Annotated in this window: 27 protein-coding genes and 1 pseudogene; 6 read left to right on the top strand and 22 right to left on the bottom strand. The window is 40.8% G+C overall.

Translation table 11 applies throughout. The features are described 5' to 3' along the window. The first annotated feature begins 128 nt into the window (after positions 1-128). Positions 129-521, top strand: a complete 393-nt coding sequence (locus ACTNC6_RS06920) for a C-GCAxxG-C-C family protein (protein WP_441043613.1) — start codon at positions 129-131, stop codon at positions 519-521. A gap of 137 nt (positions 522-658) precedes the next feature. Here the strand turns inward: ACTNC6_RS06920 and ACTNC6_RS06915 are convergent, their stop codons facing one another. Next, positions 659-1,510: a hypothetical protein gene (locus ACTNC6_RS06915; RefSeq protein ID WP_441043611.1), complete on the bottom strand. Its 852-nt coding sequence runs from the start codon at positions 1,508-1,510 to the stop codon at positions 659-661. 316 nt (positions 1,511-1,826) lie between these two features. On the opposite strand from ACTNC6_RS06915, the gene ACTNC6_RS06910 reads away from it, so the two are divergent. Further along, entirely contained in the window at positions 1,827-2,186 is a 360-nt protein-coding gene (locus ACTNC6_RS06910) for an arsenate reductase family protein (RefSeq protein WP_173699908.1), read from the top strand. 64 nt (positions 2,187-2,250) lie between these two features. On the opposite strand, the pseudogene ACTNC6_RS06905 reads toward ACTNC6_RS06910, so the two are convergent. The 4 genes and pseudogenes from ACTNC6_RS06905 to ACTNC6_RS06890 all read right to left on the bottom strand — a co-directional run. Continuing rightward, a pseudogene (locus tag ACTNC6_RS06905) lies at positions 2,251-2,664 on the bottom strand (transposase); the annotation flags it as partial. 94 nt (positions 2,665-2,758) lie between these two features. Then, positions 2,759-3,559, bottom strand: coding sequence for a helix-turn-helix transcriptional regulator (locus tag ACTNC6_RS06900; protein WP_019163021.1), 801 nt, complete (start codon positions 3,557-3,559; stop codon positions 2,759-2,761). A 351-nt stretch (positions 3,560-3,910) separates the two neighbouring features. Further along, a complete protein-coding gene (locus ACTNC6_RS06895) occupies positions 3,911-5,308 on the bottom strand; it encodes an MFS transporter (protein WP_441033463.1) in 1,398 nt (465 codons plus the stop codon). Positions 5,309-5,475: 167 nt separating this feature from the next. Further along, positions 5,476-8,514 carry a glycoside hydrolase family 2 TIM barrel-domain containing protein gene (locus ACTNC6_RS06890; protein ID WP_441043609.1) on the bottom strand — a complete coding sequence of 1,013 codons (3,039 nt, stop codon included), beginning with the start codon at positions 8,512-8,514 and terminating at the stop codon, positions 5,476-5,478. 201 nt (positions 8,515-8,715) lie between these two features. Here ACTNC6_RS06890 and ACTNC6_RS06885 point away from each other — a divergent pair, with 201 nt between their 5' ends. Continuing rightward, entirely contained in the window at positions 8,716-9,579 is an 864-nt protein-coding gene (locus ACTNC6_RS06885) for an AraC family transcriptional regulator (protein WP_441043607.1), read from the top strand. A gap of 507 nt (positions 9,580-10,086) precedes the next feature. Here ACTNC6_RS06885 and ACTNC6_RS06880 read toward each other — a convergent pair. Next, the gene (locus ACTNC6_RS06880; protein WP_441033455.1) at positions 10,087-10,233 is read right to left on the bottom strand and encodes a hypothetical protein; all 147 of its coding nucleotides are present in this window, start codon (positions 10,231-10,233) and stop codon (positions 10,087-10,089) included. A gap of 196 nt (positions 10,234-10,429) precedes the next feature. Here ACTNC6_RS06880 and ACTNC6_RS06875 point away from each other — a divergent pair, with 196 nt between their 5' ends. After that, positions 10,430-10,789, top strand: a complete 360-nt coding sequence (locus ACTNC6_RS06875) for an arsenate reductase family protein (protein WP_195565305.1) — start codon at positions 10,430-10,432, stop codon at positions 10,787-10,789. A 59-nt stretch (positions 10,790-10,848) separates the two neighbouring features. Here ACTNC6_RS06875 and ACTNC6_RS06870 read toward each other — a convergent pair whose 3' ends face one another. The 8 genes from ACTNC6_RS06870 to ureA form a co-directional block, all read right to left on the bottom strand. Continuing rightward, positions 10,849-11,709: an urease accessory protein UreD gene (locus tag ACTNC6_RS06870; protein WP_441043605.1), complete on the bottom strand. Its 861-nt coding sequence runs from the start codon at positions 11,707-11,709 to the stop codon at positions 10,849-10,851. Between the two features lie 12 nt (positions 11,710-11,721). Continuing rightward, positions 11,722-12,330, bottom strand: coding sequence for an urease accessory protein UreG (ureG, locus tag ACTNC6_RS06865; RefSeq protein WP_441043603.1), 609 nt, complete (start codon positions 12,328-12,330; stop codon positions 11,722-11,724). 152 nt (positions 12,331-12,482) lie between these two features. Next, positions 12,483-13,175 carry an urease accessory protein UreF gene (locus tag ACTNC6_RS06860; protein ID WP_441043602.1) on the bottom strand — a complete coding sequence of 231 codons (693 nt, stop codon included), beginning with the start codon at positions 13,173-13,175 and terminating at the stop codon, positions 12,483-12,485. An 18-nt stretch (positions 13,176-13,193) separates the two neighbouring features. Beyond that, positions 13,194-13,670: an urease accessory protein UreE gene (locus ACTNC6_RS06855; protein WP_441043601.1), complete on the bottom strand. Its 477-nt coding sequence runs from the start codon at positions 13,668-13,670 to the stop codon at positions 13,194-13,196. A gap of 20 nt (positions 13,671-13,690) precedes the next feature. Beyond that, positions 13,691-14,197 carry an AmiS/UreI family transporter gene (locus tag ACTNC6_RS06850; RefSeq protein WP_008705095.1) on the bottom strand — a complete coding sequence of 169 codons (507 nt, stop codon included), beginning with the start codon at positions 14,195-14,197 and terminating at the stop codon, positions 13,691-13,693. A gap of 171 nt (positions 14,198-14,368) precedes the next feature. Continuing rightward, complete coding sequence (gene ureC, locus ACTNC6_RS06845; protein WP_118136090.1) at positions 14,369-16,090, bottom strand: urease subunit beta; 1,722 nt, start codon at positions 16,088-16,090, stop codon at positions 14,369-14,371. Positions 16,091-16,102: 12 nt separating this feature from the next. Beyond that, complete coding sequence (gene ureB / locus ACTNC6_RS06840; RefSeq protein WP_019163039.1) at positions 16,103-16,462, bottom strand: urease subunit beta; 360 nt, start codon at positions 16,460-16,462, stop codon at positions 16,103-16,105. A gap of 14 nt (positions 16,463-16,476) precedes the next feature. Continuing rightward, positions 16,477-16,779 carry an urease subunit gamma gene (ureA, locus tag ACTNC6_RS06835; protein ID WP_008705098.1) on the bottom strand — a complete coding sequence of 101 codons (303 nt, stop codon included), beginning with the start codon at positions 16,777-16,779 and terminating at the stop codon, positions 16,477-16,479. A gap of 294 nt (positions 16,780-17,073) precedes the next feature. On the opposite strand from ureA, the gene ACTNC6_RS06830 reads away from it, so the two are divergent. Continuing rightward, positions 17,074-18,258, top strand: coding sequence for a class I SAM-dependent methyltransferase (locus ACTNC6_RS06830; RefSeq protein WP_441043600.1), 1,185 nt, complete (start codon positions 17,074-17,076; stop codon positions 18,256-18,258). Positions 18,259-18,319: 61 nt separating this feature from the next. Here ACTNC6_RS06830 and ACTNC6_RS06825 read toward each other — a convergent pair whose 3' ends face one another. Beyond that, complete coding sequence (locus ACTNC6_RS06825; RefSeq protein ID WP_441043598.1) at positions 18,320-18,691, bottom strand: GTP pyrophosphokinase; 372 nt, start codon at positions 18,689-18,691, stop codon at positions 18,320-18,322. Positions 18,692-19,090: 399 nt separating this feature from the next. Further along, on the bottom strand, positions 19,091-19,549 hold the full coding sequence (locus tag ACTNC6_RS06820) for a ferritin-like domain-containing protein (protein WP_025581036.1): 459 nt from the start codon (positions 19,547-19,549) through the stop codon (positions 19,091-19,093). Positions 19,550-19,756: 207 nt separating this feature from the next. On the opposite strand from ACTNC6_RS06820, the gene ACTNC6_RS06815 reads away from it, so the two are divergent. Then, positions 19,757-21,124: an MATE family efflux transporter gene (locus ACTNC6_RS06815; protein WP_441043596.1), complete on the top strand. Its 1,368-nt coding sequence runs from the start codon at positions 19,757-19,759 to the stop codon at positions 21,122-21,124. A 118-nt stretch (positions 21,125-21,242) separates the two neighbouring features. Here ACTNC6_RS06815 and ACTNC6_RS06810 read toward each other — a convergent pair whose 3' ends face one another. The 6 genes from ACTNC6_RS06810 to ACTNC6_RS06785 form a co-directional block, all read right to left on the bottom strand. Continuing rightward, a complete protein-coding gene (locus tag ACTNC6_RS06810) occupies positions 21,243-21,671 on the bottom strand; it encodes an SseB family protein (RefSeq protein ID WP_441043595.1) in 429 nt (142 codons plus the stop codon). 57 nt (positions 21,672-21,728) lie between these two features. Continuing rightward, on the bottom strand, positions 21,729-22,064 hold the full coding sequence (locus tag ACTNC6_RS06805) for a hypothetical protein (protein ID WP_019163047.1): 336 nt from the start codon (positions 22,062-22,064) through the stop codon (positions 21,729-21,731). Between the two features lie 88 nt (positions 22,065-22,152). Further along, a complete protein-coding gene (locus tag ACTNC6_RS06800; protein WP_019163048.1) occupies positions 22,153-22,470 on the bottom strand; it encodes a YbjQ family protein in 318 nt (105 codons plus the stop codon). Continuing rightward, positions 22,451-23,092: a MerR family transcriptional regulator gene (locus tag ACTNC6_RS06795; RefSeq protein WP_008705113.1), complete on the bottom strand. Its 642-nt coding sequence runs from the start codon at positions 23,090-23,092 to the stop codon at positions 22,451-22,453. Before ACTNC6_RS06795 ends, ACTNC6_RS06800 begins: the two co-directional genes overlap by 20 nt. Positions 23,093-23,237: 145 nt before the next feature. After that, complete coding sequence (locus ACTNC6_RS06790) at positions 23,238-24,551, bottom strand: Na+/H+ antiporter NhaC family protein (protein WP_441043592.1); 1,314 nt, start codon at positions 24,549-24,551, stop codon at positions 23,238-23,240. A gap of 90 nt (positions 24,552-24,641) precedes the next feature. After that, positions 24,642-25,496: a YitT family protein gene (locus ACTNC6_RS06785; RefSeq protein ID WP_026649931.1), complete on the bottom strand. Its 855-nt coding sequence runs from the start codon at positions 25,494-25,496 to the stop codon at positions 24,642-24,644. Between the last annotated feature and the right edge of the window lie 40 nt (positions 25,497-25,536).

Here is a 25,536-nt window from a genome sequence, read left to right as displayed (position 1 = left end):
AAAAACAGGCGTCAGGTGCTATCATAAACTATATCTTCAAGTCCCCACCCACTGCTTATTGCTCTTCGCAAGTCAAGCAGGGGACTTACTTGATTCGGTTAAAATTTATACACAGGAGGATTTTATATATGGAAAACTTAAGATGTGAAAAAGCAGTAGAAAAGAAACATAACGGCTATAACTGTGCACAGGCTGTGGCCTGTTCTTTCTGTAAAGAAGCATCTATGGATGAGGATACACTCAAAAAGATCACACAGGGATTCGGTGCAGGTCTTGGCACTATGGCCGGTACATGCGGAGCAATCTCCGGTGCTGCAGTTGTAGCAGGACTTATTAACCAGGACAAAGCAGGAACCTCTCAGACTGTCCGCTCTGTCATGAATCAGTTTAAACAGCAGAACGGAACTGTAATATGTAAAGACTTAAAGGGCGTGGAGACCGGAAAGGTAATCCGCTCCTGTGATGACTGTGTCAGAGATGCGGTGAAATTCCTGGAAGACACATTAAAATCAGAAAATTGATTTCAGGCAGATATTCGCAATGCATAAATACCAACGCAAAAGGAGCTATGCACGTATAATGTGCATAGCCTCTTTTATGATTAGCTTGATTAATGCTCCCAGTTCCCAATTAATTTTATATCTGTAATTTACTTTCACTACTTGTTCACAGTCATCTGCTGTTCCTGAACTTTTTTTATTTCTTCCAAAGGCAAGTTCAACATCTTCGAAACTTCTTCTGGAGTTTTTCCACTCATGAGAGCCCCCAGAATCATTCCCTCATGACGGCCTTGTTGCATTCCCTGTTGCATTCCTTGCTGTATTCCTCTTTCATAAATCATATCTCCAAATCCTGTCATTTTGCTCGCCTCCTCCTGAAATGGTTCTGACCATTCTATATGTGAATATCTTTGTATTCTCTTTATATCACCAGTAAAAAGCCCTTTCAGATAATCAAATATTCCTTTTTCTTCTGTTTCTTTTCCCAGTCGGATTATAATTACTGTTAAGAGATCATAATCCTCCTCAGGTTCATCTGCTACCCCTATAATATCCTTCTTCGAAAAAGAGTATTCCGTCAATGTATTCTGCAGTTTCTTTGGCACATCCTCCGCACAGATCCATATGGAATAACATTTTTCCAACTTTGAATAATCTGTAGTCTGCGTAATAGTACTTAACTGAGATGAAAGGTCTCTGGCCACATAATATACTGCACGTTTTAATATAGGGTATGACGGATTACTTGGACGGTAGCTTTTCTGCGCTTCCATATCAATATGTAAATTCACTCTTATTTTCTCTGTAGATAACTTTGGATTTATTATTTTAAACCGAATATCAAACCTCACCAGTTTCTCCACAAGAGATGAGAGTTCACTGTCTTCTTTTGTTAATCTCAGATCCTTTTCTACATTTGGTATATCACTTACGAAATCATCTTTTGTAATAGAAGAAATGTCTAAGCACTGTAAAATTTCTTCCTGTGAGCACGTTTTAAACTCTGGCACCGTCATCTGCAAAATGGGAACGATAATCTCCTTATTACTCATAAGCTGTTTCATTCCTGCATCATACTCTGCGCCAGTCACTCCGGACGTATATACGTCCATCTTCGTCTCATCACGCATGATTTCTCCTCTCCGGGGAACTGGGACTGTTTTTTCTTTTGTATATGGATATATTAACATGAAAATCTAAGCCTTACAATTCTTCCATAACATTCTCTTGCAAAATCGCCCTTTCCAATTTATGATATATCTATCTGGAACAATAATGGAGGAAGTAATTACCTGTAAATAGTTACGATAAATCTATACGAGGAGAATGTCTATGAAAGTTTTAGTTTACCGCAAATGCAGTACCTGCATGAAAGCTCTGAAATGGCTGGATGAACACAATATCAGTTATGAAGAACGGGCTATTAAAGAAGAAAATCCTACCTATGAAGAATTAAAAGAATGGTACACCAAAAGTGGTCTTCCACTGAAGAAATTCTTTAATACAAGTGGGATGCTCTATAAGGAAATGGGATTGAAAGATAAGTTAAAAGATATGTCTGAAGATGAACAGCTGAAGCTTCTTGCCACAGACGGAATGCTGGTGAAACGACCGCTGGTAATCGGGGATGACTTTGTACTTACCGGATTCAGGGAGAAAGAATGGATTGAGGCTATGCACGTGTGATGTGCATAGTCTCTCCTTTTTATTCAAATTTGAGAGAGCTTCCCATTCCTGCTTTTCTTTTCTCTTACAGATAAGCAGTAAGCCGTTCTCCGTAAAGGACTATAAGCTGATTCAATACCTGATCCCAGTTCCGGTATCTCTGCGTCCACTTTTTGACTACGTTCTCGCTGGCAAGATACAGCATCTTTTCCAATGCAGAATCGCTTGGGAATACGCTTTTCGTTTTCGTGACTTTCCGATACTGGCGGTTCAATCCTTCTATGATATTTGTCGTGTACATAATGCGTCTGATATCATTAGAAAACTGAAAAAAGGAACTTACATCTTCCCAATTATTTTCCCAGTTACTGATCGCGTACGGATATTTCTTCCCCCATTTTTCTTTCATGTTTTCCAGCTCTGTTAAAGCGGCTGCGCCTTGCCTTTCTTGTTTCTTTAGAATACACCTTACTCTTTTCATAATAGAATAAAACTCTTTTTTCTACAAATATTTTTATATTATATCATCCACACATGAAATCAAATACATAGCACTGTAAAATCAAAGTAAATATTTCAATCAACAGAACCTTTTATGACAACATCTCTTTCACACAAGTACTTCGATAATCACTTGGTGATATTTTATATCTTTCTTTAAATACTCGGTTAAACGTTCTCTGACTTTCAAATCCACTATCCAGACAAATATTTGTAATAGAATCACTCGTATTTTCCAAACGATGGCATGCATAGTTCAGCCTTGCATCGTTAAGATACTGATTAAAGTTTCTATGGAATGTCTTGGAAAAGAGTCTGGATAAAACATATTTGCTCACGCCCAGGTCTTTTGCCATCTCTTCCAACGAAAACTTCTTCTTGAAATTTGCTGATATATAGGAAACTGTCTGGTAAATAAGATCGTTGCTCCCCACACTGCTCTTTTCTACCAAATTTAATTTTCCTATGCAGCGTGCCAACACAATTTGAAGATATGCCTGTGCAACAGTAATATCCGACTGTTCTGTCTCTAAAATTGCATTTATAACCCTATATACCTCCGGTTCAACCTTTTCCGCTTTGATGATTGGGTATTCAGGAGCCATGGATTGCATGATATCTGCAAATTTGGCTATCGTAAATGGCGATGCAATCAGATAAGTCGCTTTATTTACACCGGGTGTCAGTACCTGATAGTGATGAATAACATCTGGAAATACAAAGCCTATATCTCCTTTTTCCATATGGTATAGTTCCTGTCCGACACCAAGTTCTAATGCTCCACTTGTTACACAAACGATCTCCAGTGCATTATGAAGATGTGGTTCAATATGTTTTGACTTCCTATTTATTGCTATGATCTCCTCTTTTGTGTCAACATATTTTAACTGCATGAAATACTCCCCTTTGCAACATTTGTCTATATCTTCTTTCGATTTGGCAAGCAATCCTTTTACACCTATCTTATAATCAACTTGTAAATAAGGAAAGGAGGAATTGCAAATGAGCAACCTAAAAAAATATCTGAATGACCTTTTAGTATTCTACACTGAATATTTTGAGCATCCTTACCATGTATAAATACTAAAAGGACTATTTTGTGAAAACTGAATATTTTCTTAAGGCCATTTCACAAAAATGAAGTGGTCCTTTTTTATTTTCAAAATACAGTTCAATCACTTTATATATAGAAAAAAGCACTGTCTCATCGAGCAATGACCAGACAACGCTTTCTCCTGTCAATTCTAATTTATGTCTGATGCATCTGTTACTTCATCTGCAGCAATTTCTTTTTCTGCTTTCAGTTTTTTATTTGCATCTTCTACATTCATTCTTGAAAGTACAAACATAATCAATACATCAAAGATTAACGGAAGCCAAAGATACATAAACTGCATCATATCAAGTGCAGACTGCGGCTGAGTTGCATTTGTTCCAATATATCCACTGAACTCAAGCAGCCATCCAACAACAGCGGTTCCAATACCTCCACCGATTTTTACGCCAAGAGAAGTACAAGAGTACATCGTTCCGTCAATTCTCTTTCCCTGTGTAAGATAAGTGTACTCAGAGCAGGATGCGATAACTGCATTCATATCTCCCTGCCATGGTCCCTGACCTAAGGCTGCAAGAGCTGTAAATGCCATCATCAGCGGAACACTGCCCATATATCCTGCAACAACAACAAGTGCTCTACCGATGACTGCTAAGACATAACCTCTTAAGTTCAGTTTATACATACCTTTCCACTTACCAACTAATGTCGGTGTGAAAATCAGGGCAATGATCAGTGGAATATTTACTGCCCATGCAAATTGTCCAAACAAATTCTTATTTTTCAGTACCCATGTCATGTAATAAATGCCAGCTCCAATCATGGCACCATATAACTGCTGTAAAATATATGTTCCACAAATCATCATGTAATATTTGTTTTTGACAAGAAGCTTGAATGCCTGTACCATTCCATACTTTTCATTATCATTCTTTACTTCTCCTTCATTAAGTTCTTCCTCCGGAAGTTCCTTAACAGAAAGTGCTGAAATCGTATTTACGACCAGACCAATGATTGCATAGATAATAGCAACCGTTCTCCATGCCGCAGCATCTCCACCACATTTATCTACAAATCCAACTGTAATCGCCTGAATCAGAAGACTTGTTGAAAATGCAAAAATAAAACGGTAAGATCCCATCTGTACACGCTCTTTGCTGTTCTTTGTAATCAGTGACGTAAGTGCTGAATAAGCAATATTGTTTGCTGTATAAAACACACCATTTAACAGTGTATAAGAAATAAAGAACCATGCATATTTAGCCGTTGTTCCCAAACTCACCGGTACTGCAAAGCAGCCGACCAGCGTAATGGCACAACCAATATATCCGTATAGCATCCAGGGTTTCGCTTTTCCCATTTTACTGTGTGTTTTGTCAATCATTGATCCAAAAAATATATCCGTAAAACCATCAAATAGTTTTGATACGGCAATCAGGGTACCCACGACACCTGCAGCAAGTCCTACCGAGTCCGTCAGATAGACCATCATAAAAGATGTCAGGAACGCATAGACTACATTACCTGCAATATCACCTGATCCGTATCCAATTTTGTTATACCATTTCAAATACTTTTTTTCTTCCATCGAATTTCTTTGCTCCTCATCTTCATCGCACTTAGAATCTCAATATGGCTAACCGTATGATATCTAATTCTGTTTTTTTCTCTGATTTTGTCTGATTGCTCTGTATATCCGGACTTTACATTACAATCAGACTCTCTTTCCTTGTTTACGGGTTACATGAAACTTTATTATCCCTTTACATACGGTATCAGTGTAAACTGAAACCGGAATAATACATCATCAAATCGGTACTGCTCCAATACAACTGGACCACAACTATTAGAACCAATGCCATTTAATGCGTAGTCAACACAGAATACTACACTATCTGATTCTATTAATTCATAATTATGCGTTTTCTTCTCAAGTTCTTCCTGTGTATAATAAGAAGCATTGAATGAAAATGCCTTTTCTGCGGATGCCACAATTCCATATCGGCTGTTGTTAAGCTCTACATATTCACAATCATAATGGCTTCCATTTTCCTGTGGACGGATATAGTCCTCATGTAAATCCCCTACATCTGCCCGGTACAAACCGTGGCTCGCAGCCTGATGTTTATCACAATAACTTTCCTGTGGTCCCATTCCAAAGTATCTTACAGCTGAAAGTTTTTTATCCAGGAACATCCTCACACCAAATCTCGGAAGATCCGGGAATTCATCGTCTTTTGTTACTACAATATCTGCATCAATCTTTCCAGCAGCTTCTATTTTCCATGTAATCGTCACATCAAGAATCTTCTGTACTGTCTCTGCCACAACGGAAGCATGGCTTGTAATCTTCACACCATGTTTTCCCTGCACAACCTCTGTCGTATAGGCTCTTGTGTAAGCCTTATCATAGTGGGCTTTCTTCCATTCAGACTTGATGTACATATCGTTATCTGTTGGAGCTCTCCAAATATTTAATTCCATCGGATGGTTCAAGTATTCCCGCCCTGCGAATTTCATCTCTGTAAAGAGTGCAGTACGTTTGTCTATGGTATAAGCAAATTCACGCCCCTTGATATGAATCTGTGTATCATTTTCATTTACCTGTAATTCAGAGTCCACTACTGTTTTTGGTATCCATTTCTCTGCAAGTTTACATTTTGTATCCTCTTTACTTACCTCAATTTCATCAAATCCAAGAATATGGTCTTCATCCAACAGTGGCAATTTTTTTTTCAGATGGTAAATAAGTTTTAAATAACATTTCCCATTCTCTGGAACATTGATCTTCAGGTTTGTTTTTCCTTCCCCGTGTGGTGCCACAGAAAACTCCGGAAGTATGCCTTTGCTGATCACAAGACCATCCTGTGTCAGCTCATAACTAATCTTCACATAAGCTTTCAAGTCATCAAAATCCATGTAGTTATGAAGCACCAGTTCTCCGCTTTCTTTGTTATAGGAAACAACTCTTGCCGGGCGATAAACATTCTTGTATTCCAAAAGTCCTGTATGTACCGTTCTGTCCGGACATACTAATCCATCCATACAGAAGTTGCCATCATGAATTTCTTCGCCATGGTCGCCCCCATAAGCATATATAGTCTTTCCATTCTCAGCAGTTCCATGAGCAATCGCATGGTCACACCATTCCCAGACAAAGCCGCCGCACATTTTATCATTATCCTGAATCATCTGGAAGTAATCTTCAAAATCTCCAGGTCCGTTTCCCATGCTGTGACAGTACTCTACCAAAAGGAAGGGTTTGCTTCCATCTTTATCCAGATATTCCTGAATTTCGGAAAGCGCTGGGTACATCCGGCTGTACACATCCAGATTGCTGTAATCATATGTTTCATCATAATTACGGTATCTTGCACTCTCATATTGTGTGATACGGTCTGGATCAAAATTCTTTGTCCATTCCAGTGCTTTTTCAAAGTTGCAGCCATAAGCACTCTCATTTCCCATTGACCACATAACAATACAGAAACGGTTTTTGTCACGTTCCACCATGAGTTTTACGCGATCAACGATTGCCTCTTCCCATACCGGATCATCTGCAATCTTCTCATTCCATCGTTTGAACCGATTGTAATCAGTGTCTTCTTTTCTGTAGATCATAAATGGACCATGAGCTTCAATATCTGCTTCATCTATTACCATGAATCCATACTTGTCACACATTTCATAGAAAAATGGTGCGTTCGGATAGTGGCTGGAACGGATCGCATTAAAATTATGCTGCTTCATTAACGTAAGATCGGTTGTAATCTGTTCCGGATTGATTGTAAATCCAGTAACCGGATCAGAATCATGTCGATTGACACCACGGAATTTAATCTTCTGTCCATTTAAATAAATAACCTGGTCTTTAATCTCTATCTTTCTTAATGCAATGTGATCTACAATTACTTCATTCTCTGTTTCAAGAATCAGTTTATAGAGATATGGATTTTCTGTATTCCAAAGTTCCGGACTTGCGATTTCTAATACAGCTGTTCCTTCTTCAGCAATACTTCCTAGTGCTACAACTGCTCCGTTTCTATCTTCAATCGAAATTTTTACATTTAACGGAGAGTAGAATTTCATTTCAATTTCTACTTTCGCAAGCATATCATCAATTCTTGTTTTAATATGATAATCACTGATTGCCTGTTTTGGGCGTTTCAAAATGTACACATCCCGGAAAATACCACTCATACGGAATTTGTCCTGATCTTCCAAATAGGAACCATCACACCACTTCATGACCAGAACCGCTATGCTGTTCTCTCCGTCCCGAAGGAGGTCGGTGATATCAAACTCACTGGTCATATGAGAAACCTGGCTATACCCTACATAAGAGCCATTGATCCATACATAAAAGCAACTGTCTACTCCTTCAAAATTCAAGAAAGCTTTTGGTGCATTTTCATCTTTGTGATAAACAAAGGTATGTGCATATGTTCCACATGGAATATCCTGTGGTACATACGGTGGATCAAATGGGAACGGATACCTGATGTTTGTATACTGATGTGTGTCATATCCTGCCATCTGCCATACACTCGGAACCTGAATCTCATCAAAATTTTCTGTATCATAATCTTTCTCAAAGAAGGGTTCCTGAACATCATAGATACTGTTAAAATACTGGAACTTCCAAGTTCCGTTCAATAACTGCATTCGGTCTGACTCTTCCCTGTGCTCCACCAGGTTATCCATTCTTTTGGATGCCGGAATAAAATAGGCTCTGGCTGGCATTGTATTTTCATGCAGTACGCTTAAATCCTCATAATAACGTGGTACAATCATAAATAACTCTCCTTTAATACATATACATTTTTTTGCACTTTGTTTTTCCACAGCAAACCTTGTCTTTTATTTTTATGTTTACGTTTCTCTGTTTTGCTATATATATCTTATCCTAATCTGCAAAACATGTCTATGAATTGGATTAGACAAAATATACACTAAATGATACAATAACAAAAAAAGGAAAAGAGGTGCTACCATATGTATATGAATACCGGTTATTTAAACCACTCCCATATGGATTTCAAAGACAAAAGTCGCCCACTGGTTGTAGGAAGTTGCGGTACTTACCGCCTTTCCAGCCATCCAAAGTTACCAACCTACCGTCCAAGGGGACGCCTGGATTATCAGATTATCTATATCACTGCTGGTTGTGGGCATTTTCATTTTGATAATGTGGATAACGAAACGATTGTCCCCGCCGGTAATATTGTACTGTACAGACCGAAGGAACTTCAGAAATATGAATATTATGGAAAAGATAAGATAGAAGTATACTGGATTCATTTTACAGGCAACAATGTAAAAAATATCCTACGGCAATATGGATTCCCGGATAAAGAGCGTGTATTTCAGGTCGGAACCTCTATGGAATACGAACAGATTTTCAAGCGTATTATCATCGAGCTTCAGCGTTGCCAAGATAATTATGAGGAAATGCTTGTCCTTCTGCTCCGTCATCTTCTGATCAGTTTCCACCGGGAACTGACAAGAGAGCACATATTAAAAAATGAATATCTTGATCATGAGATGGATAATGCTGTTACCTTTTTCAGTGAAAACTACAATCAAAATATCAATATTGATGATTATGCTGCCTCACGAGGCATGAGTGTCAGCTGGTTTATCCGAAACTTCAAAAAATACACAGGTTCTACACCAATGCAGTTTATTGTGGGAATCCGAATTAACAATGCCCAGATGTTACTTGAAACAACAACCTATTCCATCAATGAGATTTCTAAGATTGTCGGATATGATAACCAGCTTTATTTCAGTCGGCTTTTTCACAAGTTGAAAGGATATTCGCCGAGAGAATACCGAAAGCTGAGAAACAAATTCTGAAATCCACAAAGAGGATACCACTGAATTATCAAAAGAGTAGAGGGTGTAAAAATTCTTGTGTCTATGGAAAGTAAATCTTTCTGATAAGAAATAGATATGTAAAATTTTGCTGTCGAATTAATGATTATGCGGCTGTCGAATATATCTTTGTACTTACAGTATTGCCATGTAGGAAAATTATATACATCATTTTCGATTTTTTTGTATGACAAGTAAGGCATCATGATTATTGCCTTTTGTGGGCTCTGCCCACACCCGACCTCTGGAATAGGATCGGAAATTTCTGGCAATAATATAAATGACGAAGGAATAGACAGAGAGCAGGAATGAGGGGCTTAAAAGAGCTTCCCATACGGCACGTTGTCAATCGGATATTCGCAATCCGCTTTCGCTACTTGCTCATAACCGAATAACTGCTCCGCAGTTTATCAGGAGGGGCTTGTACCCCTCCTGATACAAGCAAGTCCCACCCACTGCTTATTGCTTCTCGCAATTGAAGCAGGGGACTTACTTGATTCGGTTAAACTCCGACACTGTCATCTGCAGGATAGGAACAATAATCTCCTTATTACTCATAAGCTGTTTCATTCCTGCATCATACTCTGCGCCAGTCACTCCAGACGTATATACGTCCATCTTCGTCTCATCACGCATGATTTCTCCTCTCCGGGGAACTGGGACTGTTTTTTCTTTTGTATATGGATATATTAACATGAAAACCTGAACCTTACAATTCTTCCATAACATTCTCTTGCAAAATCGCCCTTTCCAATTTATGATATATATATCTGGAACAATAATAGAGGAAATAATTGCCTGTAAATAGTCACGATAAATCTATACGAGGAGAATGTCTATGAAAGTTTTAGTTTACCGCAAATGCAGTACCTGCATGAAAGCTCTGAAATGGCTGGATGAACACAATATCAGTTATGAAGAACGGGCTATTAAAGAAGAAAATCCTACCTATGAAGAATTAAAAGAATGGTACACCAAAAGTGGGCTTCCGCTGAAGAAATTCTTTAATACAAGTGGGATGCTCTATAAGGAAATGGGATTGAAAGATAAGTTAAAAGATATGTCTGAAGATGAACAGCTGAAGCTTCTTGCCACAGACGGAATGCTGGTGAAACGACCGCTGGTAATCGGGGATGACTTTGTACTTACCGGATTTAAAGAAAAAGAATGGATCGAGGCTATGCACGTATAATGTGTATAGCCCAACACCAAGTTTATCTACAATCTGATGGCGGGAAATCCCGCCATTTTTTATCTCTGTTCTGTTTCGTATAACTTTTTGATTTTTTCCGCTACCTGCTGCAGTTTCTGAGCACGATAACCGAAGATTCTCAACGCCAGATCTCCGGTTGTGAGACGGGTAACTCCGCCATCTATTTCTGAATCTTCGTCAAGGATCTGCCAGATTTTTTCCTGAAGTTCCAGATTGATTGCTGAATCTGCTGACTTTACACTCCCGGATTCCTGACTGCAACTTTCACCATCTCTGCTGCAGATCTTAGAAAGAAACAGGTTTGCCATATGTGTATAGCCCTCGTACATTCCGATTCCTTCCATGGGCATTTTGTCCGGTTCGTAGCGGGTGTTATCGCGATAGATGAGTTTGTCCCCTCTGTACAGCAGGACTTTTGAGGAGAATCTGCGGTACTGAAAACGTTCGTCATGAGCGTTTCGACCACAGGAGATGATCTCCAGCAGGAATAAACAGGAGGTTGCGTCTTCCAGATGGATAGTCATTTTGCTGTCAAAGGCTGACTGTGCGAAAGGAATCACCGGCTGTGGATAGTAATATAATGTGGCGTTTTTGTCTACCTGCACTTCAATGGTTCGGGCGGCTGAGCCTTCGTCCATTTTGTGGATTTTCTCAAAGGACTGGGACAGGACTTCCAGATCTGCACCTTCCTTTACATGATAGGAAAATTCCTGGGAATCACCTGCCATAATTCCGGCGGAAGCACAGAGAGGCATGATCTGGATCCCACCGTTTTCTTTTTCGAAGGGCATCATAATCTTGTATGGTGCTGTGAAAGACAGATCTTCGAGAATGGTCTTGCCGTCTTTTAAGGCTGCGCAGGCGCTGATACGGGATATCTTTCCGAATTTGTTATCCATAGGCATTTTCCTTTACATTCCTTCCAGGAGTACGTTTTTCTTGATCCACTCTACCACTTTATCTACGTTCTCATCTCCGCGGATATTTGTAAACTGGAATAGTCTGTCACCACGCATTTTTTTGGAGTCTCTTTCCATTACTTCGAGACTTGCACCTACATATGGAGCCAGGTCTATCTTATTAATTACAAGAAGATCAGAACGTGTGATTCCAGGACCGCCTTTACGCGGAATCTTATCTCCTTCTGCTACATCAATGACGAAGATTGTTGCATCTACCAGCTCCGGACTGAATGTTGCAGACAGGTTATCTCCGCCGCTTTCGATGAAAAGAAGTTCAATATCAGGGAAGCGTTCCATCATCTCATCTACTGCTTCCAGATTCATGGAAGCATCTTCACGGATGGCTGTGTGAGGGCATCCGCCTGTCTCTACACCAATGATTCTCTCTACAGGAAGAACGCTGTTCTTTGCAAGGAACTGGGCGTCTTCTTTTGTGTAGATATCATTTGTGATGACACCAATGCTGTAATCCTTTGCCATCTTTCTTGACAGTGCTTCAATAAGTGCTGTTTTTCCGGAACCCACAGGTCCGGCAACTCCGATTTTTACGTATGACATAACCGATTTCCTCTTTTCTACTTTACTTGTTGATAGCTTCTTATAATCTGTTTACTGACTTTCCACATATTATTTTTGAAGATTTCATATTATACACATGATTCTGTTTCTATCCACGCTTGAACCTGGAATAAACTAATACCAAATTCAAGCTAAGACATATATAGCCTGGAATACAACTTCTCATGCTGGATTCCTCTGATATCAAATCCAGGTGCAGAGAGACATAAGTCCTCCTCGCTTCTGTTCATGATATCCTTTAATATCTCATCAAACTCACCATAGCATCCGCTCAGAAGCTGCTGCCCGGATGTCTGGCTGAGGGGGATTGTTTTTACGCAGTTGGTGACGATTGCAGATGTCTGGGCATATAGATAATGTGTCAGCGCCTCTTCCAGAGGAATCTGCATTTCCGCACAGAAAACTCCGTAAATACAGCAATGATTTACTGCTTTTCCCTTTCTTGCATCCAGATATTCTCTGAAAATCCCTGTTTCACTGATGGAAAGCCCTAGCTTTTCAATGGTTTTTGCGAAACGGGAACCCATTTTTCTGGCGGCTTCTCTCTGTTCCATAGGAATTCTGGATGCTTCCAGAAGTTCTTCCAGGTACAGAAGTTCCTGCAGATCTTTTTTCTCTGCAGCTTCGTATGCAAGTCTGGCTGCCAGAAGTTCTGTATATGCAAGATTCCATTTAATTTTGTGAGTGATGTACTCTCTGGCTGTTTCTGCATCGTGGACAATTCCACGCTGAATATAAGTCTCAAGTCCCTGGGAGTGGGAATATCCTCCGATAGGGAACAGCGCATCATTTACCTGTAGAAGATAGAACTGTTTTTCTGACATGAAGAACCTCCGTTGTTATTAATGATGATGATTATGAATACTTGCAGAAATTCTCCTGTCAAAGTCCAGCTTCAGCACTTCTTTATCCGCCTGAACTCCATGGATTTTCTGAAGCATAACAAGCATTGGCTCGTTATAAATCGTGATAAACGTATCATTCTCTCCCCAGAAAAGCGGTGCATGTCTGTTTCCGATTTCGTAGCAGACTTTTGCAGACATTTTCTCATGTCCCGGAGTCAGAGAAACACGGATAACTTCGCATGGCGGTGTATTTACCACTACAAGCTTCTCATCATCTGCGTAGATCACATCATCCTGATACAGACCTCTGGCGAGAATGGAATCGTCCATTCGGATTCCCACTTCTGTTCCTTTGTCTGTTATTTTTTTATGTATTTTCTTGAATGCTTCGTGCCATTCAATATCTACATATTCTATTGTTTTTCCTGTAGTATCAAAATCATGAAGCTTTCCCAAAACCTGTTCACACAGCATTATTTTCGACCTCCTGAATCTTACCAAATCTGAAGCAACATCATAACTCCAGGAACCCATGCAGTTACGATTCCTTCAAATACCTGAAGATATGGAACGAATTTTCCCAGTTTCTTTCCGCAGATGTCTTCTACGAAAGCAGTTCCCCAGAGAATTGCCCACAGATACCAGATTGCTGCCCAGCGCAGATCCGGTGTGATTCCCAGTGCAGTGCTTCCTGTAAATCCCTCGATTGTACCGAAGATCACCGCATTGATGGCTACAAAAGTAGAAAACCATGCAAATGGGATAGGGCTTGCTTTCAGGAATTTACTCAGGGCTACGAAAAGATAGGTAAAGCAAAACAGCAGTCCTGTTCCTGCTGCATAATAATTGCCCTGCACCAGATTGACAAAGTTAATAAATAAAGAAAGACCACCTGTAAAGATGTTCATAATGGCGGTTGATTTTCCGTCTACATTGTATAAAGAACACATACCGTTGTTGATCAGTACGATTCCTACGAACAAAAGACAAACTCCTAACATAATATTCTCTCCTCTCCTGCTTCTTCAGTATATTTTTCTGTTAAATCTGACAGGACTGTCATTATATTGTTTGGTAAGTTCTTATAAAAGTTCTCACAAAACTCCATAAATAACAGTCCTGCGAATATCATTTTTATGATCAGATAACCAGATTGTAACTATTCAGAATTTTTAGAACAGACTGTAAAGCTGTGTCAGCGGAAGCTTCTCTGCCGGTTTGGAAGTGATCTCTTCGCCGTCAACAGTAACCTTATATGTCTCCGGATCTACAGTCAGTTCCGGTGTTCTGTCGTTAAATACCATATCTTTTTTGCTGATATTTCTGCATCCCTTTACAGGTACTACAGTTTTCTCAAGACCGTATTTCTCTTTTACATTCTCATCCATGGCAGCCTGGGATACAAAGGTCAGGCAGGCTTCGTTCTTAGCTTTTCCATGAGCTGCAAACATTGGCTGATAGAGAACCGGCTGTGTAGTCGGAATGGATGCATTTGCATCGCCCATCTTAGATGCAATGATCATACCGCCTTTGATGATAATATCCGGTTTTGCACCAAAGAATACAGGATTCCAGAGAACGAGGTCTGCGAATTTACCTTCTTCCACAGAACCCACATACTGGGAAATACCGTGTGTGATTGCCGGATTAATGGTATATTTGGAGATATAACGTTTTACACGGAAATTATCATTGTCATGTCCTGCATCTTCCGGAAGTGCACCTCTCTCATCTTTCATCTTACTTGCTGTCTGCCAGGTACGTGTAATAACCTCACCTACACGTCCCATAGCCTGAGAGTCAGAGCTCATCATACTGAAGATACCCATATCATGAAGAACATCCTCTGCTGCGATTGTCTCAGGACGGATTCGGGAATCTGCAAATGCAACATCTTCCGGAATTCTCTTGTCAAGGTGATGGCAAACCATCAACATATCCAGATGCTCATCCAGAGTGTTTACTGTATATGGCATTGTTGGGTTTGTGGAGGATGGCAGTACGTTCGGAGCTGCTGCTGCGCGGATGATATCCGGTGCATGTCCACCGCCTGCACCCTCTGTATGATAAGTGTGGATGGTTCTGCCGCCGATGGCTGCAAGTGTATCTTCCACACATCCACCTTCATTTAATGTATCTGTATGGATGGCAACCTGTACATCATATTCATCTGCCACATTCAGACAGTGATTGATAACTGCAGGTGTTGCACCCCAGTCCTCATGAATCTTCAGTCCCATAGCTCCGGCCTTGACCTGCTCAATGAGAGGAGCTTCGTCTGAGCAGTTACCTTTTCCAAGGAAGCCTAAGTTCATCGGGTATTCCTCGGCTGCCTTTAACATCATTCTCAAATTCCATGGTCCTGGTGTACAGGTAGTTGCATTTGTACCGTCTGCAGGGCCTGTACCACCTCCGATCATAGTAGTTACACCACTGTATAATGCACAATCGATCTGCTGTGGGCTGATGAAATGGATATGGGTATCAATTCCACCTGCAGTTACGATCATTCCTTCTCCTGCAAGTGCTTCTGTAGATGCACCCACTGTCATTCCGGGTGTCACACCATCCATGATGTCCGGATTTCCGGCTTTACCGATTCCTGCGATTTTGCCGTCTTTGATACCGATATCTGCTTTTACGATTCCTGTAGAGTCTACGATCAATGCATTGGTAATTACCAGATCCAGATCTCCGTCTTTACTGCAGGTTTTTACAGACTGTCCCATACCGTCACGGATTGTCTTGCCGCCGCCGAACTTTACTTCGTCTCCATAGGTTGTATAATCTTTTTCTACCTCGATCACAAGGCTTGTATCTGCCAGACGTACCTTATCTCCTGTAGTCGGGCCATACATTGCCGCATATTTGCTTCCGGAAATTTTTGTACTCATTATTGTCCCTCCTTACAGAAATCCTTTTAATTTCGCAGTTTCCATGGATGCTGCTTTTGTATCGTCAGTTGCCTGGGCGCGGGTGAGATCATTCAGTCCAAATACTCTCTGTCTGCCGCCCATTTCTGTAAGCTGAACCTCTTTTTCTTCACCCGGCTCAAATCTTACAGATGTTCCTGAAGGAATGTCCAGATGATATCCATAGGCTTTTTCCCTGTCAAAAGAAAGGCATTTATTTACTTCAAAGAAATGAAAATGAGAACCGACCTGAACCGGTCTGTCGCCTTTGTTTGCCACTGTTACTGTCACTGTTTTCTTGCCTTCATTAAGTGTGATCTCACGATCTGCGGCCATAATTTCACCGATCTTCATGCTCATTCTCCTCCTTACTGAATTGGATTATGTACTGTCACAAGCTTGGTTCCATCCGGGAATGTTGCCTCTACCTGGACTTCACCGATCATATCAGCAACACCGTCCATTACGTCATCCTTTGTAAGAATCTTGGTTCCAAGCTGCATCAGCTCTACTACTGTTTTACCATCTCTTGCAAGCTCCAGGAGTTCAGAACTGATATACGCAAGTGCCTCCACGTAATTCAGTTTCAGACCTCTTTCCTTTCTCTCTTTTGCAAGATTTCCTGCCATATGAAGCATTAATTTTTCCTGTTCTTTGGGATTCAGCCTCATGATATTCCTCCTCTCGAATTGTGCGGATTATAATATGCAAAAAAGAGCAGACAATGGGATTCTTTCTCAGACCCCATTGTCTGCTCTTTGCACGAAAATTTTTATATAGGGGATTATAACTTGTGTTTCTTTGATGGTCAAGATGTTTTTTGTGAACTTTTTGTTTCTTCTTCTATTTCCATTATTCTGCTACAAGTCTGACCAATTTTCCAGATATCTTTGTTTAATTCTCCCCTTGACGATAAGCGCCCCCAAAGGTGTATCATAGTTTTGTGTTAAAGGAGGTAAACTATTATGTTTGAGACATTAGGAGAAAAGGCTGAAGAAAAAGCAATGGTGCAGTTCCTTGAACGCTTTACGGACTATCCATTTCTGGTAAGGTTCAAGAATTCCGAATATCCAATCGGAGAGGGAGAACCCACATTTACAGTAAATTTTAAGAAAACAATTCCTCTGGCCGAGCTGCTAAAAAGCACTTCCCTGGCATTAGGCGAGGCTTATATGCGGGGAGATCTGGATATTGAAGGAAATCTTTACGAGGCACTGGATCATTTTCTGGGACAGATGGGTAAATTTTCTACCAATGAATCTGCTCTGAAAAAAATCATGTTCAGTTCTACATCCAAAAAGAATCAGGAAAAGGAAGTCACCAGCCACTATGATATCGGAAATGATTTTTATAAATTATGGCTGGACGAAACCATGAGTTATTCCTGTGGCTACTTCATTCATGAAGATGACTCTTTATATCAGGCACAGGTCAATAAAGTAGATTATATTCTGAAAAAGTTGCATCTGGAAGAAGGTATGAGTCTTCTTGATATCGGCTGCGGATGGGGTTTTCTGCTGATTGAGGCTGCAAAAAAATACAAAGTACATGGTACAGGAATCACTTTAAGCCACGAACAATATACAGAATTCCAAAAGCGCATCAAAGCCCAGGGCCTGGAAGATTATCTTACAGTGGAACTGATGGATTACCGCGATCTGCCAAAGCATGACTATCAGTTTGACCGGGTAGTCAGTGTGGGAATGCTGGAACATGTTGGCCGTGACAATTATCAGCTCTTCCTTGACTGTGTAGAGAAAGTTCTGAAGCCGGGCGGATTATTCCTGCTTCATTTTATCAGCGCGCTGAAAGAACATCCGGGAGATCCATGGATCAAGAAATATATCTTTCCAGGCGGAACCGTTCCCAGTCTGAGAGAAATCCTGAATCATATGGCAGAGGACAATTTCCACACTCTGGACATTGAAAATCTGCGTCTGCATTACAATAAAACTCTGCTCCACTGGGAAAAGAATTTCCGTGATAATATAGAAAAGGAAAAGACCATGTTTGATGAATCCTTCCTGCGTATGTGGGAACTTTACCTGTCAGCATGTGCTGCAACCTTCCATAACGGAATTATTGATCTGCACCAGATTCTGATGACTAAAGGAATCAATAATGATCTGCCAATGACACGCTGGTATTAAAATAACTGCCTGGATTTCAAAAATAAAAATCCAGGCAGTACATAGATAATATTTTTTTATTCTAGATCTTCTCGATTTTATTCCGCATCTTCAACATTTTTCCATCTAGCCGGGCGATTTCCTCAGCATATTCTTTTAGCTCTGCTGCCACTTCTTCGTTCTCACTTTTCTTATAATACAACTGATATTCCAGCACAGACCAATAATCCATAGCAAGGGTTCTGAGCTGAATTTCTACCGGTTCCTTCTGCGGTCCATCAGCAGAATAGATTGGTACCTGCACAATGAGATGGAGGCTTCGATATCCATTTTTCTTGGGATCTTTTATATAATCTTTGATCTTAAGAATTTCAATATCTTTCTGCAGCTTTAAAAGTTCTACGACCTCATAAATCTCATCCTCAAAAGGACAGACCACACGAATTCCATTCATATACTCAAATATCCCGTTCTCTTCTGGTTCTTTTCCCTTCTATCTTCGTCTCATCACGCATGATTTCTCCCCTCCGGAGAACTGGAACTGTTCTTCTTTTGTATATGGATATATTAACACGAAAACCTGGACCTTACAATTCTTCCATAACATTCTCTTGCAAAATCTCCCTTTCCAATTTACGATATATCTATTATCTGTCTGGAATGACAGTGAAGGAAGTAATTATAGTATAATATGGCGTTTTACAAGATTTTTCATAAAATATCCCAACATTTATACAGTCATATTTTTTGTAAAATAAGATGTGCCTGATAAGAGACAGTCAGAACCAATTGTCTCCTGTCAGGTAATTAAAATTTCCCCAATATGCCACTCTGCTCAATGCCTTAAAACTTCTTATGCCATTCCATTCACTGTTTTATACTTATACAGCATCTCTGCATGGTTCTGTTCCTCAATCTGGATATCTGCCAGCAGCTTGCGTACACCACTATCGCCAAAGGCAAATACATCATCATTGTATGTTCCTGACACCAGCTTCTCTGTACCAATACAGTCTGTTGCAAGAAACGCATCGTGCTCTTTGTCTTCCGGTGAACTCATAGCTGTATAGACCGCTTTTGGCTGATAATCTCTGCCTGATCTGTCATTACAGTTACATTCAGGCACACTTCCGGAAAGAATCATTGACAAAGACTCATAATGCTTCTGTTCTTCCTGCTGGATATTCCGGAAAAGATTTTTAAGCTCCGGGTCTCTGGCCTGTTCTGCGTATTTTCCATACTTTTCCACACAGCTTTTCTCTTGTGTCTGAAGATCTTCGATTACTGAACGTTCCTTTTCTTTTAAAATCATAGTCTGTTGTCTCCTTTTTTAAGAAATACTGTATTTTGTTACATGAAAATAGTATGGATAAAAAATGCTTTTTTATTCTCTGTATCATGACTTATCACAATTTCAGAGAATATTTTGTTCCAACACCACTGTATCAGAGTGAATTTCTGTTTACTTTATGATATACTTATATGCACGATAAAAGTTTTAAACTTAGGAAGATTTATAATGAAACGAATTGATTTTGAAAACGGAACTGTAACCAACAATATATTAAGCGCTGCGCTTCCCATGCTGGTAGCACAGATATTGAATCTTTTATACAACATTGTGGACCGTATCTATATCGCCAGGATCCATGATATAGGAACAACTGCACTTGGCGCTGTGGGCTTATGCTTTCCGATCATCATGATCATTACTGCTTTCAGTAATCTCTTTGGTTCCGGAGGTGCACCAATTTTCTCTATCAACCGCGGAAAAGGAGATTCCAGGACTGCTGACATGATCATGAATACTGCTTTCACCATGTTATGTGGAAGTGCTGCTGTGCTGATGCTGATCGGATTTCTTTTTGCCCGCCCCTTACTGACTCTGTTTGGTGCTTCAGATGATGCTCTGGTTTATGCGTATCCCTATCTTATGATTTACCTTCTGGGTACTCTCCCTTCCATGATAGCAACAGGAATGAATCCTTTTATCAATGCACAGGGATATGCCATTATCGGTATGCTGTCAGTAACAGTCGGTGCAGTGGCAAATATTATTCTCGATCCAATTTTTATTTTTGTTCTGGATATGGGGATTAAGGGTGCAGCGATTGCTACTGTCATCTCTCAGATTCTCTCTGCCTTGCTTGTATTTTATTTTCTTCATGGAAAATCAGAATTGAAGGTAAGATGGATTCATATAAATGAGATTTCTGAGTGCACCAGACATGCCAGGGATATCATCAGTCTGGGGTCTGCCGGATTTATCATGCAGCTGACTAACAGCCTGGTAAGTATCTGCTGCAATAATGTTCTTTCCGTGACAGGCGGTGATATTTATATCTCTGTCATGACTATTATATCCAGTGTTCGCCAGATGGTGGAGACTCCTATCCATGCGATCAATGAGGGAACCTCTCCTGTTCTCAGCTACAATTACGGAGCCAGACGTCCTGACAGGGTAAAGAAAGCAGGGGGTGTTCTGATCATTATGGTTCTGATCTATACAGGTATCATGTGGAGCGTCATTCTCATTGCCCCTGAATTTCTGATCGGGATCTTCAGTTCAGACAAACTGCTATTAAAGGATGCAGTTCCTGCACTGAAGCTTTACTTCGCAGCCTTTATTTTTATGGATCTGCAGTATATCGGTCAGACAGTGTTTAAATCATTAAATAAAAAAAAGCAGGCTATTTTTTTCTCCCTGCTTCGTAAAGTATTTATCGTGGTTCCGCTGACTTATTTCCTGCCCTATGGATTACACATGGGTACAGATGGCGTGTTTATGGCAGAGCCGGTATCCAATGTGATCGGTGGTTCTCTGTGTTTTATTACCATGCTGGTTACAATCTTACCTGAATTAAACAAAATGGGAAACTCCCGATAAGCAGAAAAGTCCTCAGTATTTATCCATTTTTAACTATCGCATAACTTTGCAGAAATTGTAAAAAGGATAAACAATGAGGACTTTTATTTAACTGAACATGAGAGTTCTTTACATAGCTTCATATATTTCCCAATATAATATTAATCAGGTTCTTATCGAGCATGATCGTCCGGTTCCATGGGTTGAGGATGATTCCCTCAATCTCATTTACCTGTAATGCTGAATGAAAAAGCTGATCTATGTCTGTCAGAAAAGTGGATTGTACGCTTCCGCCGCCTTTCAGTTCTTCCTCAAAGCTTGTAAATGCCGCCCACCAGACTTTACCATCTCCGGTTTTCACTGTGCCGATCCGGAGCTGGTTGTCTCCTGTGGGCGGTTCTACTGCAAGGATAAGCTGACCGTTTTCTCTCATTCGCCTGCGGATTACAGTCAGTGTATGTGCCAGCATTTCCTGAGTGGCTTCCTGCTGCAGAGCAGCGATCGCCTGCTCTATTTTTTCATTTCCCTGAAGACCTTTATCCTGATTTACATTCTTATTATCGCTCATATTAATATCTCTTTTATGCCTTTCATCGTTTTATTTCCAGTGTATTTTCTAAATTTTTCAGCTTTTTGATGGCTTTCTCAGGATCTCATGCGGTGCCTCTATCTCATTTGCCAGCGTATGTTCTGTCAGCTCTGATAACAGTTTCAGCTTCTTATTGAGCAGAGGCCGCATACAGTTCGGAACATGTTCCTGGTGTGCTCTGTGGATTGCCACACATTCCTTGCAGTTTCCGTGATAACGACAGGCCTTCTGGCAGGAACAGTGATCCTTCTCCTTGTATTCTTCACGAAATTCTGCCGCGAATTCCTCCTGCAGACGCAAACCCTCTGCACGGTTTCCTTTATGAAACTCAGCCATTGCGTCTAATTCCTTCTGATTTCCTTCAATCTTCATATGTTGAATTTCCTTTCCCAACCTTCATTACGGATTTTCTGCTTTACTTAAGATCTCTTTTTGCGTTCTCTGCTCTTGTTCTTAATTTTTAATCCTGTTTATATTTCACAGCAGTTCCATATGCAATCACTTCTGCTGCCCCTGACATTACCTGGGAGGAGCCGTATTTTACACCGATCACAGCATCCGCATTCATCTCTTTGGCTTCATCCACCATACGCTTGGTGGCAATCTGTCTTGCCTCATTGAGCATTTCCGTATAGCCAGTGATCTCTCCGCCTACCAGAGTCTTCATCCCTGCCATGAAATCTTTTCCTACATTTTTTGTCTGTACAACTGTTCCCTTTACAATTCCCAGTGCCTCAAACTCTACACCCGGAATGTATTCAATACTTAGAAGCTTCATCCTCTTCTCCTCCTTCAATCTCTTTCATGCGTCCTGCAAGTGCTGCCAGAATTCCTCCGATGATCACAACCGGTATGGCGATCAGGAATATCAGCAGTCCGGTCGGTATGGGATCTTGTGTATTTGCCCACAGCATAAGCCCTATGGTAAATCCCATAAGCAAGATCATAACTACTGCTCCAATGATCGCTCCTGTCCTTCTTTTCTTACGGATATCTGTTTTCTTTATATCCATAAACCTTGCACCCTCTTTCTCCATCTGCTCGATTTCTTCCAGACAGTTCTCGGCATTCAAGGTATCCAGAGACTGATGCTCTGCTATCAGGCGCTGGCACATTTCCTGCATTTTCACAAGGCCCTCCCTGCGGCGTTCCAGTTCTCCCAGGTGCTGTTCCAGACAGACCTGCAGGCTTTTCCTCTTTTCAAAAAGAGCTCTCATCTCTTCTATTGAAATATCCATCTTCCGGAATAATTTGATTTCCTGAAGTCTGGCAATGTCTGCCCTATGATATTCCCGGTATCCGTTCTCTGCACGCTCCACATTCAGGAGACCCTGCTCTTCATAAAAACGGATATTCTTTCTGGTGATGCCTACCAGCTCTTCCACCTGTTTGATCTTCATACTGCTACCTCTTGCTTTCCTGACAGCAGATACAGTTGATCTGCTGCCCTGTCTGTGCTTCATTTATACTGCTTCCACAAGGAGGAAGGTCAAGTATTTTTTGAAAAAAATCAGAAAAAATATAGTTTCCGGCAGGGGGAATCTTTTAAGCTCCTGTACGGTCTGAACCTCTCATAATTGTGATCAGAGAGCTGAGCAGCAATAACATGGGATAAAACAATTTCGGCATGATCTGAAATGCAGAAATCTCATCACCCAGTTCGTTCACTGCTGAGATTGCAACCAGCATCTGTGCACCATATGGAATCACTCCCTGGAAAACACAGGAAAAAGTGTCCAGTATGGAAGCTGTCTTTCTCGGTGTAATCCCATACTCCTCTGCCATTTCCTTTGCGATAGGGTTTGCCATTACAATTGCCACTGTATTATTGGCAGTGGCAATATCCATAGTTCCTACCAGAAGTCCCATTCCAAGCTGTCCGCCCTTCTTTCCGCGGAAAATTTTATGGATCCAGCCAAGAAGCGCATCGAATCCACCATATTCACGAATCAGCGCACACATTGCAGCTACCAGGATTGCCACCATACAGGTCTCAAACATTCCGGATACACCGGATCCCATATTTTTCAGAATCTCTACAGGTGTGGTATGTCCTCCGATCAGCATGATAAATGCTCCGGATATGATCCCTGTCAGCAATACCACAAACACATTGATTCCAACAATTCCTCCGATTAACACCAGCACATATGGTATTACCTGTGTCAGATGATAGGGCTGGATCACACGACCCTGGATTTCTGTCTGAAATGACAGGATCAGAATCAAAATCAGCGTGGCAACAGCTGCTGGAAGAGCGATCCAGAAGTTTTCCCTGAATTTGTCTTTCATCTCACATCCCTGACCATTACATGCAGCAATCGTCGTATCTGAAATAAAAGAAAGATTGTCTCCAAACATAGCTCCACCCATAACAGAAGCCACACAAAATGCCAGATCAAATCCCGATGCTGTGGAAACTGCTGCTGCGATCGGTGTCAGTAGGGTAATGGTTCCCACAGAGGTTCCCATGGCCACAGACACAAAACAGGCAACTATAAACAGCACAGATACTGAAAATCTGGCAGGTATCAGGCTCAGCATACAATATGCAACACTCTCAGCACTGCTTCTTCCCACAACTCCTACAAAAGATCCGGCTGCAAGGAAGATCAGAAGCATGGTGATGATATTTTTGTCCCCAACTCCCTGTGCCATGATTTCCAGTTTCTTATCAAAATCCAGTGCTCTGTTCTGCAAACAGGCAACCAGGATTGCAGCCAGAAATGCTACTACGATCGGCACATTATAAAATCCCATGGGGATTTCCATCACATACTCAAACAAAATGCCCAGTCCAAGGTATAATACAAGAAATACACCAATGGGAAGCAAGGTAATTCCTTTTCCTTTTCTCATCTTTCATCCTCTTTCTACCATAATCTCTTTATGGTTATATAATCACCCTGCTATTCTATCATACCCACAGCTTTCCCGCCATAATATTTCTCACAGCTTTGGCTGATAGCGCATATCCGATACATTGTAAACCGTCACAAAGGCCTTTGGATCTTCATGATTGATGTAAGCCATCAGCTTCTGATATTCTGTTTTGTCTACGATCGTGATGATCTCATTGCGTTTCTTCATATTATAGGCACCTGTCGCTTCATAGATCGTCGCTCCGCTGTGCAGATCTTCGATAATGAATTTACGCAGTTCTTCCTCTTTCTGAGTGATGACACAGACACGACGTTTAATATTATGGTCAAAGATAAAGTGATCCAGAACCATTCCATTAAAGTATGTTCCGAGAATACTCAGCACCACTGTCTTCTTATCATATACCAGCGCTGCTGAAAGAGCCACGCACATACCGGAAAGAGACATTGCTTTTCCCAGTTCCATGTGAAGATATTTGTTCATGATCTTTGCCACAATATCCAGTCCGCCTGAGGATGCATTTCTGTTAAAAAGAATGCTCAGTCCTACGCTAACCACCAGGATATAGCACAGCACATCCAGCTCCTGACTGTTGGTCATAGAGCCAAAATCCGGAAATACTTTCTCAAATAATCCGAGAAATAAAGGCAAAACGATGCTGGTGTAAACCGTTTTTACGCCAAATTCGCGTCCGCAGGTAAAGAAGCCAATGATCAGAAGTACCACATTCAAAATCATGGTGATTGCAGACAATGGTAAAGGTACAAAGTTTGATAACACGATACCAAGACCGGAGATACTGCTTACAGAGGTATGGCTCGGCACCAGGAAGAAATAAACTGCTGCCGCAATGATTGCTACCGCACCTGTCAGGATCAGCGCTTCCTTTATGATATCTGCATAATTTAGTTGTTTTTTCATAGTTAGGTTTCCTGTCTTTCTTTCCATATTCTTGTTCTAT

The organism is Blautia sp. HCP3S3_C4 (genome assembly GCF_052064095.1).
Lineage (GTDB): Bacteria > Bacillota > Clostridia > Lachnospirales > Lachnospiraceae > Blautia_A.
This window is presented reverse-complemented; position numbering and strand designations above follow the sequence as displayed.